Source organism: Aliterella sp. E5.1, assembly GCF_057473825.1.
The window spans coordinates 1-12,757 of sequence record NZ_JBYCCV010000099.1 but is presented as its reverse complement, the minus strand read 5'-3'; the positions used below and the strand labels follow the sequence as shown (position 1 = coordinate 12,757).

Here is a 12,757-nt window from a genome sequence, read left to right as displayed (position 1 = left end):
TCCCACAACTACAGCAGAAGTTAACTGATGCACTCCTTGCCATCACTCCTGAGACGATTGCTTCTCTCACTTCTTACAATTTCATCCTTGAAGCTTTATTTAGCGCAGCTTCATAAAGAATTGGTATAAATAAGAATACTTACTTAAATTTTTCGCTATCTTTGCCAAATTTATTTGCTGGAAAAGAGCCACCAATACCTTGCAAAACACCACGTCCAATCAAGCCTATAGCTCTACCAACTACTTGTGTAAGCACGTAAACAACACTACTACCTAAAAATGCTACGGCGGCTCGTAATCGTGGAGAAATCGCATCTCTAAATTCTAGAGCTAGTGTCACTACAAAAGGAATACCTGTAAGCTGCTTCAATTCTCGATTTCGCGGTGCATAAATTGATACTTGAGCAATTCCTCTGCTGGCAAATACAAATAAATCATAACGGCTTTCAAACATTAACCTTGGTTCAGTAATATATTCTTTTAGACGATATTTCCAAGACAGACTGTTTCTAAATCGCTCTATTTCGCGTGTAGAAATCAAGCTAGAATCGTAAAAGTTTTGTTTGATTACTTCTACATCTCCCAACTTATTTAATAACGGTTGAACTACTGCATTAGCTAGTTCAATTAGTAAGTTTTGTAGTAATACTTCTGCTCTTGCCATTGCTTCAGGAGTAGAAGCAGAATAAGGTACATTATCAACAATTAATGGTGTAGCAAATAACAGATAAGAAAGAAGCGATCGCACTAGCGGAATTTTGGGCAATATTTCAGTTTTTACAATTTCCGTGTTTTGTAGCAAATAGTTGGCAATTTCTACATTTTGTTCGTCTACTCTAATTGTTGAATACTTGCCAAAAAAATCTATGGTTGCTTCTTGGCATAAGTCTATTAAAACCACCTCACGCATTTTTGGCAACTGCTCTATTTGTACCTTATCCGCGCTTAGTTGAATAATAACTGCTTCAATTTTTGCCAAAATTATACTTAGTAATTCTCTCTTTTTTTCTATTCTTAAAATATCAATTTCTAGCGGTACATCTGTGAGATTTTCTAGATTAAATTGCAATTTGGCTCGTATCGATGCAAATATATCGGGTTGCGGCGATTGAATTGAGCTACTTTTGACTAATACAAGAGAACTTTCTTTGACTTGCAACTTGTTGCTCTCTACAAGCTTAGGATAAGTACCGTTTGCGCTCGGAGTTTCTCGCGGTTTTAACATCCGATTAATCAACCAACGAGAGGCTAATAATTCTCTCCTATGTCCGGCAAACATAGCTTTTTCTAATACTGTTAGTCCGGGAGTTTGCAACTGTGCTGTTACATCATTTAAAGTTTCATCAATTTGTTGCAACCCAGACAAACGCAAATTTTCCCTCATCTTACTAAATCTATTAAAAGTTGGTGATGAATCTATTTCCCAAGGAAATTGTTGTTTTGCTACTTGTCTAATAATAGTTACTAGCTCAGAAATAGGTAAGTTTTTAGCACAATAACCATCTATGCCTAGGGCTTTTGCTACAGATAATTGTATAGGCTCCCTAGTTGCACTAATTAATAATATAGGTAAGCTTGGATATAAAAGTTTTATTTGCTTACTTAATTGTAAAGATAATACTCCCTCAGATTGGCTACTAGGGACATTTAACGCCAAAATTACCAAGTCTATTGGCGTGCGATCGCGTTGCGCTAATATTTGGAGTACAACCGCGTTGCTGTCGGCTTCTGCAACTACTTCGATATCGGCAAACTGTTCAATTAGTACGCGCAGTCCAGTTCGATAGATCGATTCTTGGTCAACTAACAGTAGTTTGAGGAGAGAATCACTCATACTGCAATTAACCGTGCTTTAGAGGGAAAGATTGGAGCAAAAACTTACAACTATTGATGTTCAATTTTCTTACTCCAAGTCCTCAATTTTTAGTTGTCTTCTTTCTTTTTGTAGCCGTAGAAATTTATATTGTAGTCAGTGATTTTTACGCCCGTCTGCTGCTCGATTTGCTGCAATAAATCTGCGGGTAACTTGACATCAATATCTAAGATTTGATTTGTATCCAAGCAATTTACGTGACTGTGAGAATCGCTGATATTTCCATATAATCTACCATCTGAGCGCTCAATACACTCAATAATATTTTGGCTGGAAAGCGCCTCTAAGTTTTGGTAAACCGATGTATGACCGATTTCTTTACCTTGCTGATTTAAGCGATCGTAAATTTCTCTTGCTGACAGGTGTTCTTTTGCTTGCCAAAGTAGCTCTAAAATAAAGCGACGTTGACGGCTCAAACGCATACCTAAATTTTGACACCGATCTACAGCATCTTCAAGGGAGCGAATTGGTTTTAATGTTGCCGCCTCTTTTTGCATAATTATAATTTATTAACCATTTTAGTAATTAAAACGTGTGTTTACACGCATTTGTTCTCCGGACTTGAGTGCTGAATCAGTCTGTAAACTCATTGGCGTAAAAGTTAATTTGCTAAAGTAAACTCATTACAACTTTATTCTAACTTATCAACAAACGTCTACGGCGGTCAGCAGGCAGGGGCAACAGATTCGTTATCATGGCTCTATAGAGCAACCTATCTGTTTTTGTAGCTGCGATCGCCTATGTCTTTATCTAAAACTTCCTTAATTGGTTTGAAAGCTGACGAATTTCGCCACCCCCTAGACTTAGAAGCAACCAAGGCTATCAAGCAGATACCTGGTATAGATTTAATGGTGCGAAATCTGTTAGGACCAATAGCCGAGCAATTCTTTTATGTAGAAAATATTGCTTCTAGTGTCCTCGTAGGCAAGCATCAACTACCACAGTATCACCAGCTACTGATAGAAGCTTGTGCAATCCTCGATTTGGAGCCACCACAGCTATATATCCGCCAGCACCCAATTCCTAACGCCTACACCTTCGCCATGCGGGGAAAACAACCGTTTGTAGTGTTGCATACTTCCCTAATAGACTTACTCACACCAGAGGAGATTCAGGCAGTGATTGCTCACGAATTAGGTCATCTAAAGTGCGATCACAGCGTTTATCTGACACCAATAAATTTACTGATCCTCGCCGCTAGTCAAATCCCTACCTGGGGCGAAGTTTTAGCACAAAGCATACAGTCGCAGTTATTGCAATGGGTACGCTGTGCCGAATTTACGTGCGATCGCGCAGCTTTACTCGCTACCCAAAATCCCAAAGTAGTTATGTCACTACTGATGAAACTCGCAGGCGGATCGCCAATTTTGGCTCCCCAACTGAACCTTGAGGCATTTATTGCCCAATCTCACGCCTACGACGACATTAGCAGTAACGAATTGGGAGAAATGCTCAAATCAGCACGGACAGCGCAACTAAGTCATCCAGTGCCAGTATTGCGGGCAAGAGAAATCGATCTATGGGCAACAAGTCAAGAATATCAATCCTTGCTAAAAACCCATACAATAGGTTATACTAGCAAAGCTTCAGGTTCGGGCGGATGGCGGAATTGGTAGACGCACTGCACTCAAAATGCAGCGGGGAAACCCGTAGGAGTTCGAGTCTCCTCCTGCCCACTGAAACGTTTAATTGTTGGGAGATGAATGGTTATGAACCAGCGCTTGAAGCGGTGGGAATCGCCGCGCTCTGAGGGCAGAAACAGTAAAGGTAGAGGCGGAAGTGCTAGAGCCAGGCAGTTGAAAAAGCAAACGCAGATGTTGCGCCAAAAGCTCAAAGAAAATAGCAGCAACAACAAAAAGCGGGAAGATAAAACTATCTTCCCGCTTTTTGCGATCTTAGAAAATTTGCTGGCTGCTTAAATATCTTTTTCGCTCAACTCGCGCGTCATATAATCAAACGGCTCATCGACAAAAGTTGTATCCGCTACACCCACCGCCGCAACTGCTTCTTTGACAATATCCTTCATAATTTGGATGCCTTGAACAGTGGGACTAATAGGTACGCCCAAAGAATTGTAAGTTTCGCGCAAACCTTGCAATACGCGCTCGTCTAGTACATTCATATTGCCAGCGACTAGCGCATAAGTAGCATAACGCAAGTAATAGTCCATATCGCGCAAACAAGCTGCATAACGCCTGGTAGTATAGGCATTGCCACCAGGACGAATCAATTCTGGCAAATCTTCAAATAATTTAGAACCAGCACGCTTGACAATGGCGGCAGCATTAGTATTAATTGCTGCGGCTGCTTGGAGTCTGGCTGTTCCCGTATCAAAGTAAGACTTGAGACTGTCGATGGCATTGCGGTCAAAATAGCGACCAGCCACATCATAAGTGCCAATTAAGCTTGTGATTGCATCCCGCATAAAATTGTTCTCCCAACTTTTTTATCTGATATCTAATATTTTTAACAGGGGTGCGATCGCACTTGCTATAAATTTGTGTAACGCCCAGGCTTTCTTTCGCACTTATTTAAGGATCTTAAGCCAAAAGCGCGATCGCGCGTAACCCGTTCATCAATATATAAGCGGCATTGAATCCTAAATCAAACCGATCAAAACAGTATTTTGTGTAGTAAGCTACAAAACTGCCCCAAGTCTCTCTTTAGGATGATTCAGAAGTGGCATAATTAGTTCTCACCTGCAAAAGCGGGAAAGAGAAAATATCATTAAATAAATTTGAGCGCGTCGGCTACATAAGGAGTTATCAATGCCTGAAACCCCCCAAGAAGTCTTGAAGATGATTCAAGACCATAACATCGAGCTAATCGATCTAAAATTTGTTGATATGCTGGGTATTTGGCAGCACTGCACTTTCCATCGCAGCCTAATCGATGAAGATTCTTTCACTGATGGCGTTGCTTTCGATGGCTCCAGTATTCGGGGTTGGAAAGCAATCAACAATTCGGACATGGCAATGCGACCCGACCCAACTACAGCTTGGGTAGATCCATTTATGGAAGTGCCAACTTTGAGCATGATCTGTACGATTGTAGAACCCCGTACGGGCGAATTATACGATCGCGATCCCCGCTCGATTGCGCAAAAAGCAATTGATTATTTAATTGCTAGTGGCATTGGCGACACAGTTTTTTGCGGTCCAGAGCCAGAGTTTTTTATCTTTGACGATGCGCGTTTCGATCAAACCGGACATGAAGGCTATTACTACATAGATTCAGTAGAAGGCGGCTGGAACGCGGGTAGAAAGGAACCCGGTGGCAACTTGGGTTACAAAATTGCCAATAAAGGCGGATACTTCCCCGTTGCACCTACCGATACGTTGCAAGACATTCGCTCAGAAATGCTGCTGACAATGGGCAAGTGCGGCGTACCAATTGAAAAGCATCACCATGAAGTAGCATCCGGCGGACAGTGCGAACTGGGGATTCGGTTTGCTCCCTTGGTAAATGCTGCCGACTATGTAATGACTTATAAGTACATTGTCAAAAACGTTGCTAAAAAATATGGTAAAACGGCGACATTCATGCCCAAGCCGATGTTTGGCGACAACGGTACGGGGATGCACACCCATATGTCTATTTGGAAAGATGGACAACCTTTATTTGGCGGCGATAAATACGCCAAATTAAGTCAATTGGCATTGCATTTTATTGGTGGGTTAATCAAGCACGCGCCCTCTATTCTTGCTTTTACAAACCCCAGCATCAACTCCTACAAGCGATTAGTACCGGGTTACGAAGCACCAGTAAACCTAGCCTATTCTCAAGGCAACCGTTCCGCTTCGATTCGGATTCCCCTGTCGGGCGACAATCCCAAGGCAAAGCGCCTCGAATTTCGCTGTCCCGATCCTAGCTGCAACCCCTACTTAGCCTTTTCGGCGATGTTGTGTGCGGGTCTAAATGGCATCAAAAATCAGATCGATCCTGGCGATCCTTTGGACGTGGATATTTACGAACTTAGTCCTGAAGAATTGAGTAAAGTACCTTCTACACCTGGATCTTTAGAAGCAGCCTTAGAAAACTTGGAGCATAATCACGATTTCTTAACGGAAAGTGGCGTTTTCTCGGAAGACTTTATTCAAAATTGGATTACCTACAAACTGGATAAAGAAATCAACCCGATGCGCTTGCGTCCCCACCCCTACGAGTTTTCGTTGTACTACGATTGCTAAGAAGTAGGTAGATGGTGGGTTAAAGTATCTAGCGGTACGATCCCCCCTTGGTCACTGAGCTTGTCGAAGTGACCAAGGGGGAAAATATCTTGAAGTCTCTCTTTTTAAGGGGAAGCGCAAAGCGATGAGCTTCTGCTATGCGCTTTATTACTGTGGACGAGCGGGGGATCTCCACTATTGGCTACCAACAGAAAGGCTCTTAGGCGGCGTTTTTTAACTCCTCTTTCAGCATTTTTTGATAAACCTGGGGCAAACGCCCCGTCAAAGAATTATCTTCTATGCCGTAGCCCAAACTTGTCCAAGTTCCCGAAAGTATTTTTCGCACTTGGTTTAACTTGCCTTGCTGTAGTAGCGCGGAAAGGTCTTTGCCCCAAAATTGGCGATCGCTTAACCAAGCATAAACTACCGCATCTTGAAATTCTGGCTCGAAGCTGTAGGGCTGCCAAAACATGATTCCTGGCGGCTGAGGATGGTATAACTTAGCTTTTTCGTACCAAGTAATATTAATCATCTGATAGCGCCCCGCCGCCGTTGAGCAATTACCCATATTGGGACCTGAAACAATCGTAATACATTGCTCTGGATGACGGCTCAAGTCGTCAACTTGCCCGCCACCATACAAAATTGAGTAAGGCTGAGAATCGTTCGCTTCACTAGCTGATATTGTCCGCATCAACGCTCGAATATAAGGATCGCCCCCTTTCATTTCCAAAGGAGGCAAATATCCAAGAGTAGGATCAAGGCGCGATTTTTTTTGCGCTTGTTTGGGTAAATTCAGTAATAAAGCAAGCAGCAAAACAGCAATGCTAACTGGAATAATCTTTTTTAGAGCAGTTTCAAAAACTTGCTTGCTCAAATTAGCTTTGAAAGGTAAAAAACGCGCCAATTTCTCACTCCTCACGTTGTAATTAAGCTACACCTGCAAATAGCTGCTCAAAGCTTTGTGATGGGGCTTCTTCCTTTGCCACAATTTCCACAATCTTATTGCGGGAGGCGGTTTGCGATAGCGCTTCGGTGCAGACTTGCGCTACTTTAGTACGAGGAATGCTGCCATCAAACAGCGTATCCGCCGAAGACATGACAATTGAACTTGTATTGTCTTCATTTTTTAACCCTCCAGGGCGCACAATTGTGTAAACAAGTCCGCTTTTTTGAATATACTCCTCGGCTTGCTTCTTCCACACTAAAATTAACCAAAACAAATTTAGGGGATGAAACAGCTTAGATGTACATAAAGAAGATACAAACACAAAATGCTCAATTCCCTTGTTTTTAGCAGCATCAACCAAATTTTTAGTCCCTTCATAATCCACTTTATAAGGGCTAGTGGGGTCAAAACTTGGTTTAGCACCCGTCGCACACAAAATCACCGTACTGTCACCTATAGCCTCGCTCAGAGTCTCCGGTTTTAATACATCGCCAACTACCAACTGTGCGGACTCTGGTAAAACGGCTCTAGCTTGCTCTAAGTCTCTAACCATTGCTCGAACGGGAATATTTCGCTCTACCAATTCCTTGACAATCCGCCGTCCAGTTTCGCCTGTTGCCCCTGCTACAAATGCTTTCATATTAAAGTTGTGCCTACACTATAAAGAAAATTTACTGAGAAATTAGGAAGCCTCTATTTCTCCATTGTAGATTTACTGAATAAAACCCTAAAGTTTTTAGATTTCATGAAGATGTTAGCTCCAGTGAAACATTGACTCCAATCATGGGAATCCTGAAGTTAGAGCCAAGCAGAATCGCACAATAACAAGCTTATGTTGTCACAAAATCACGAATTTCAATCAAGAGAAGCCGCTACATGGGATGTGGGAGCAATGTCACATACGGACACTGAGGTACAAGCGCCTACGTCAATGCGCTTTGCTGGTCAATTTGCTGACTGTATGGAAATGTATGCCCCAGCGCCAACGGTGGCTGAATATCTTAATACTCATCAAGAGTGGTTTTGTCGCTGCGCCCAACCTATGAAGGTGGAAGTAATTTCTGCAAATGGCTATGCTTTAGTAATTGGTCGCTTTGGCGCGTTTGGTTATGATGTAGAGCCAAAAGTTGGTTTAGAGCTTTTACCGCCAGAAAATGGCGTGTATCGCATCAAAACGATCGCGATTCCCAATTATGTTGCTCCGGGCTACGATGTCGATTTTAAAGCAGTGATGGAGCTAGTAGAAATCCCCGCCGATAGTCAGGGAAAGCTAGTAACTAAAGTAGAGTGGACGCTAGACTTGAACGTTGATGTCCAGTTTCCTAAGTTTATTTATCGCTTGCCCCAATCGGTGATTAGAAATACAGGCGATCGCTTACTCAATCAAATTGTTCGTCAAGTATCGCGCCGTTTGACTGCCAAAGTGCAGGCAGATTTTTACAAGTCTTTAGGGCTGCCCTTACCCCCCAAATCTAAGTGCCACAAGTAAGCAAGAGGGGCAAGGAGCATCGCTCTAACTACAGCTTGCTGAGAATGTTTTGAATAATTTGGACTCCGCTCACGGCTTGCCAGGCAAACAGAGCTAAAAGCACCGAATTTAAGACAATATGCGTGTATCTTGCCCAGTTTTGTCCTTTTTGCATATAAGGAGACAAACTAGCAGAAACAGCGATCGCTCCGGTCATTCCCAATCCTGCCAATAAATGCGGTCCAAAAAATAGCTTTTGGTTGTTGATATAAGTAGCGCCCATACCAATTAGCGTCCCAACTACCATTAAGCCAAGCAAGATCGAACCGATTTGATAATGCCTGATATTAAATTTGCCTCTAATTAGCTCTTTTTTAACATCACCCTCTGCGTATCGAGTCTGCCGAACTTTCAAGCCTAGATAAAGCGCGTAAATTGAAACCCCTAGCAAAGCAAACATCAAAAGCGGGTGAAAGATATTTAGCCAAGGTTTGATTTCTGTAGGAATTTCCAGACTCATAGTGCCCTATCTCATTTCTTAATATGCTTGATAAAACTTAGCATAACTGCTTTAAAAAACTTGTTGCAATAGTTGTGGAGTCTAAAATTGGGCTGTTTGTGCAACATCTAGATGTCTTTTTAACATTTCTACTCAAACCAATGCAAAATCTACCTGAAGCTTTAGAGAATATCTTTGCCAATAACAGCGAACCTGATGCGGTTTTTTCGGCGCTGCTACCAGTATTGTGCGATGTATTAGAAAGCGATCGCACTTTTCTCTATTTGCGAAATCCTTTTACCTGTACTGGCAAAACGCCCTATTGTTGGCAGCGTCGCCCAGATGTGCCTAATGTCGCTACTTTTACAGTGCAAGTAGAGCCAGAATCTTTACCGAAGGAAGACCCACTCTTTGCGGCAGCCCTCCGCACCGACCCCTCAATTTTTGTGGAAGATGTAGAAACCGCCGATCCAAAAGTAGTAAACTTAGCCTTTGAGCAAAAGTCTTTTGGACATAGAGCTTTAATTCACTCTCACTTATGCCAAGACGGTATGCTGTGGGGAGTTTTGCAACCTTGTATCTTTGGTCAACCCAGAATATGGTCAGAATTTGACCGCGCTATCATTGCTCAGGTAGAACAAAAAGTCACGCCCCTCGCCGTCGCCTATGTAAAACAAGTAATTCCCAACTGAATTGGGAGTGCGCCTGCACAATGCAGGCGTAAGTATACCCAGAATCGCCTGCTCCTAGAAAGGATAAATAATTTTTTGTAAATCGCTCTAAATTGACTTCTGGATCTCGGTACTCTGGAGGTGGTGGATTTAGCTTACTTGCTCAAGCACGAAGCTGATAAATAGAGGTCAAGCCATAAAGTATAATTTGTAGCATTGGGTGGGCAGGATGCTAAAGAGAATATGGCTTCTAATCATGACGTTTTGTTGATCGAAGCAGCAAAAAGCGGACAGATTAAACAAGTGCAAGCGCTATTAGCAGTCGGTGCGGATGTCAATGCTGCAACAGAAAGTCGTACTACGGCTTTAATGTTGGCAACTCTTGGCGGTTATAGCGAAATTGTCCGCTTGCTAATTGAAGCTGGAGCCGACTCCAACGCCCGTGGCAAATTTGGCATTACGGCATTAATGTTAGCAGCAGCAAATCATCAAGTTGATGCTGCCCAAATCTTGCTAACTCATGGCGCAGATGTCAACGCCAAAAATGACGATGGCAGCACGGCGTTAATGGTCGCGTCTTTAAAAAACGATCTTGAAGTTCTCGCCGTGCTTTTGAGTGCTGGGGCAGATATTAAGATCAAAGATCGAGATGAAGATACTGCCCTAATCGTAGCGGTACAGCACAGTCATACCAAAATAGTGCAAAGCCTGCTCCAAGCAGGTGCGGATATAAATAGAACTAAGAATGGCGAAACAGCTTTAATGCTGGCAGTAACGAAAGGATACAGCCAAACAGTAAAGGTGTTGCTAGAGTACGGAGCCGCCGTAAATCAGCAAAATTTAGACGGTAGAACAGCTTTAATGCAAGCTGCCGACTCATTGGCTATTACAGAATTATTGCTTGCCAAAGGAGCAGATGCCAATATTCAAGATAACGAAGGAGAAACAGCTTTGATGCTCAATTGCGACTTGGGCAATCTAAAAATTGTTCAAGCACTGCTAGAGCATGGCGCAGATGTAAAAGTAAAAAACCAAGCGCAAGAAACCGCCTTGGCGGCGGCAGTAGCGGGAGGATATAGCACTCTTGCTATTGCCTTACTCGATCGCGGTGCGGATATTAATGCTCAAGACACTAATGGCGATACAGCCCTCCATCTTGCCGCCGTTGAAGGCTATCTTGAACTGGCACAAATTTTACTAGATCGTGGCGCTAATCCCTTATTAACTAATCAACTAGGGGATTCACCTTTATTGCTGGCGGTTTTGCAAAGACACAGTAAAATTGTCACCGCGCTATTGAGTCACGGAGCGAATTTAAACGAGCCTAGGAGCGACCCCCTATTAAACATTGCCGCTACTCAAGGCGATCGCCACACCGTACAGGCATTGCTCAATTTTGGAGCCGATCCTAATATGCAAGCCCCCGATGGCAAGACGGCTTTAATTAAGGCAGCAGAACACAATCACGTAGAAGTAATGCAGCTATTAGCCGCAAAAACCGATGTCAATTTACAAGACGCTGCTCAAGCCACAGCTTTGATGTGGGCGGCTTCACGAGGATACTTTCAAGCAGTGCAGTTACTGGTGCAAGCTGGAGCCGATATAAACACAAAAAACCGTGGTGGTTACACGGCTTTAGCTTTAGCAGAATTTAATGGTTACAAAGATATCGCGCAAATGTTGCAGCAATTAGGCTCGTAGAAAAGCTCTTGCCCATCAAGCGCACTTAAGCTCGATACAAACAGTAGTAGGTGCAGTTTTTGCAGTATGAATTGTCAATTGCCCGTCGTGAAGCTCCGTGAGGCGCTTGGCAATTACTAGACCTAAACCCAGACCTTGCTGCTCGTAAAATTCGCGCTCAAACTGCCTGCAAGCGCCGATACTAGCAATCTGCTCTAGAGTCATCGCACACCCGGTACTAGCGATAGTTAGTTGAAAAATATCGTTATCTATAGTGGCTTTAATCTGTACTGGCGTTCCAGTTTCAGAGAACTTGAAAGCATTATCGATAATTTCTTCGCCAATTTTTCGCAAATCCTGTTCGGCAATTTTTACCCCAGCACGAGCAATATTTAAAGTTAAGTCCGCCTCCCGCCCGTACCGCGTAGCTTTTTGGGTGGCTACATCCATAATTACCGTGTTGGGATTGGATGTCCGACAATCGCTTAATACTTCAACTTCTTGGGAATTGAGGTTTAGAGCTTTTAGTTTTGAGTCAATAATGAAGTTCTCCATCAACCGATACAGGTACATGGTTGACCTATTAATATCCTCTGCGGTGTTAAGTATTTCCTGGGGTGCAATAGAATCGTGTTCGTCAACTAGCTTTTGCGTCAAGCTAGAGATTTGATAAATTGGCTTGAGCAGTTCGTCCGGCAGCGCATCGGTAATACTTTGAACAAAACTAACCAATTCTTCCTCAAAGTGTTGGGCAACAACGGCGTGCTTTTCTAGGCGAGTTGCGATCGCTCCCAACAACTCTGTTTTTGTAAATGGTTTAGTTAAATAATCGGTACTCCCGCATCGTAATGGTAAGCTGGTAAACCAAGAACCTCAATCATTGCAGACGACTCAATGAACTGCCCCAAGTGTCAATCTCCTCAAATCATCAAGTACGGACAGACCCATTACGGCAAACCACGATTCCGTTGCCAAGGCTGTGGACGGCAGTTTGTTGAGGGTGCAACCCGACAACCGATTGATGAAGCTACTCGCCAATTGATTGATAAGTTGTTGCTCGAACGCCTTGCCCTAGCAGCGATTGCACGGGTGACGGGTGTTTCAGAGCGTTGGTTGCAAATGTATGTCAATCAGAAGTTTTACCAAACGCCGAAGACCATCGAAATCACCAAAAAAACCTATAGTAGCAAAGTTAGCTAGAGTAATTGAGCTTCCAATAAAGCAAGGTAATCAGCAGGAGAACGCCGAAAACGTAGTTGCTCAAACCGATTGATGGGATGTTGTGCTAACTGGGAACGTAAGAAACGCCAATCTGCAATTGAGACAGTAGCTAACTGTTGAGCAGACCAAGTGGTGAGTTGAGTAGCAACGCAAGCAATCAATTGAACGCTGCCACGTAATACAAGTGTTGCTGGAGCAACGGATGCGACCTGTACAGCGGCGGTGAT

General features: G+C 43.1%; 14 protein-coding genes, 1 tRNA gene and 1 pseudogene. 8 read left to right on the top strand and 8 right to left on the bottom strand.

Translation table 11 applies throughout. The annotated features are described in order from the left end of the window. Window positions 1-139 precede the first annotated feature (139 nt). Window positions 140-1,834, bottom strand: a complete 1,695-nt coding sequence (locus AC2VE5_RS20695) for a DUF3685 domain-containing protein (RefSeq protein WP_486889569.1) — start codon at window positions 1,832-1,834, stop codon at window positions 140-142. Between the two features lie 89 nt (window positions 1,835-1,923). Then, complete coding sequence (locus tag AC2VE5_RS20690; RefSeq protein ID WP_486889568.1) at window positions 1,924-2,370, bottom strand: Fur family transcriptional regulator; 447 nt, start codon at window positions 2,368-2,370, stop codon at window positions 1,924-1,926. Between the two features lie 243 nt (window positions 2,371-2,613). On the opposite strand from AC2VE5_RS20690, the gene AC2VE5_RS20685 reads away from it, so the two are divergent. The 3 genes from AC2VE5_RS20685 (at window position 2,614) to AC2VE5_RS20675 (ending at window position 3,792) form a co-directional block, all read left to right on the top strand. Next, window positions 2,614-3,489 carry a M48 family metallopeptidase gene (locus AC2VE5_RS20685; RefSeq protein WP_486889567.1) on the top strand — a complete coding sequence of 292 codons (876 nt, stop codon included), beginning with the start codon at window positions 2,614-2,616 and terminating at the stop codon, window positions 3,487-3,489. Next, a tRNA-Leu gene (locus tag AC2VE5_RS20680) sits at window positions 3,468-3,549 on the top strand. The genes AC2VE5_RS20685 and AC2VE5_RS20680 overlap by 22 nt, the downstream gene beginning before the upstream one ends. Before the next feature lie 33 nt (window positions 3,550-3,582). Then, window positions 3,583-3,792, top strand: a complete 210-nt coding sequence (locus tag AC2VE5_RS20675; protein WP_486889566.1) for a hypothetical protein — start codon at window positions 3,583-3,585, stop codon at window positions 3,790-3,792. On the opposite strand, the gene apcB is transcribed toward AC2VE5_RS20675, so the two are convergent. Then, window positions 3,789-4,298 carry an allophycocyanin subunit beta gene (apcB, locus tag AC2VE5_RS20670; RefSeq protein ID WP_486889565.1) on the bottom strand — a complete coding sequence of 170 codons (510 nt, stop codon included), beginning with the start codon at window positions 4,296-4,298 and terminating at the stop codon, window positions 3,789-3,791. The two genes, AC2VE5_RS20675 and apcB, sit on opposite strands and share 4 nt — an antisense overlap. Before the next feature lie 343 nt (window positions 4,299-4,641). On the opposite strand from apcB, the gene glnA reads away from it, so the two are divergent. After that, window positions 4,642-6,063: a type I glutamate--ammonia ligase gene (gene glnA / locus AC2VE5_RS20665; RefSeq protein ID WP_486889564.1), complete on the top strand. Its 1,422-nt coding sequence runs from the start codon at window positions 4,642-4,644 to the stop codon at window positions 6,061-6,063. Window positions 6,064-6,262: 199 nt separating this feature from the next. Here the strand turns inward: glnA and AC2VE5_RS20660 are convergent, their stop codons facing one another. Beyond that, window positions 6,263-6,949 carry a glycoside hydrolase family 24 protein gene (locus tag AC2VE5_RS20660; protein ID WP_486889563.1) on the bottom strand — a complete coding sequence of 229 codons (687 nt, stop codon included), beginning with the start codon at window positions 6,947-6,949 and terminating at the stop codon, window positions 6,263-6,265. A gap of 22 nt (window positions 6,950-6,971) precedes the next feature. Beyond that, entirely contained in the window at window positions 6,972-7,631 is a 660-nt protein-coding gene (locus AC2VE5_RS20655; RefSeq protein WP_486889562.1) for an NAD(P)H-binding protein, read from the bottom strand. 192 nt (window positions 7,632-7,823) lie between these two features. On the opposite strand from AC2VE5_RS20655, the gene AC2VE5_RS20650 reads away from it, so the two are divergent. After that, window positions 7,824-8,480, top strand: a complete 657-nt coding sequence (locus tag AC2VE5_RS20650) for a DUF1997 domain-containing protein (protein WP_486889561.1) — start codon at window positions 7,824-7,826, stop codon at window positions 8,478-8,480. A 28-nt stretch (window positions 8,481-8,508) separates the two neighbouring features. Here AC2VE5_RS20650 and AC2VE5_RS20645 read toward each other — a convergent pair whose 3' ends face one another. Then, entirely contained in the window at window positions 8,509-8,979 is a 471-nt protein-coding gene (locus tag AC2VE5_RS20645; protein ID WP_486889560.1) for a DUF4079 domain-containing protein, read from the bottom strand. Between the two features lie 140 nt (window positions 8,980-9,119). Between AC2VE5_RS20645 and AC2VE5_RS20640 the strand changes: the two genes are divergently transcribed. Continuing rightward, window positions 9,120-9,650: a GAF domain-containing protein gene (locus tag AC2VE5_RS20640; RefSeq protein WP_486889570.1), complete on the top strand. Its 531-nt coding sequence runs from the start codon at window positions 9,120-9,122 to the stop codon at window positions 9,648-9,650. Window positions 9,651-9,872: 222 nt separating this feature from the next. Beyond that, window positions 9,873-11,330, top strand: coding sequence for an ankyrin repeat domain-containing protein (locus AC2VE5_RS20635; RefSeq protein ID WP_486889559.1), 1,458 nt, complete (start codon window positions 9,873-9,875; stop codon window positions 11,328-11,330). Window positions 11,331-11,345: 15 nt separating this feature from the next. Here the strand turns inward: AC2VE5_RS20635 and AC2VE5_RS20630 are convergent, their stop codons facing one another. Next, window positions 11,346-12,107: a sensor histidine kinase gene (locus tag AC2VE5_RS20630; protein ID WP_486889558.1), complete on the bottom strand. Its 762-nt coding sequence runs from the start codon at window positions 12,105-12,107 to the stop codon at window positions 11,346-11,348. Between the two features lie 96 nt (window positions 12,108-12,203). On the opposite strand from AC2VE5_RS20630, the gene AC2VE5_RS20625 reads away from it, so the two are divergent. Next, complete coding sequence (locus AC2VE5_RS20625) at window positions 12,204-12,509, top strand: IS1/IS1595 family N-terminal zinc-binding domain-containing protein (protein WP_486889557.1); 306 nt, start codon at window positions 12,204-12,206, stop codon at window positions 12,507-12,509. Here the strand turns inward: AC2VE5_RS20625 and AC2VE5_RS20620 are convergent. Continuing rightward, window positions 12,506-12,757, bottom strand: a pseudogene (locus AC2VE5_RS20620) (hypothetical protein); the annotation flags it as partial. The gene AC2VE5_RS20625 and the pseudogene AC2VE5_RS20620 sit on opposite strands and share 4 nt — an antisense overlap.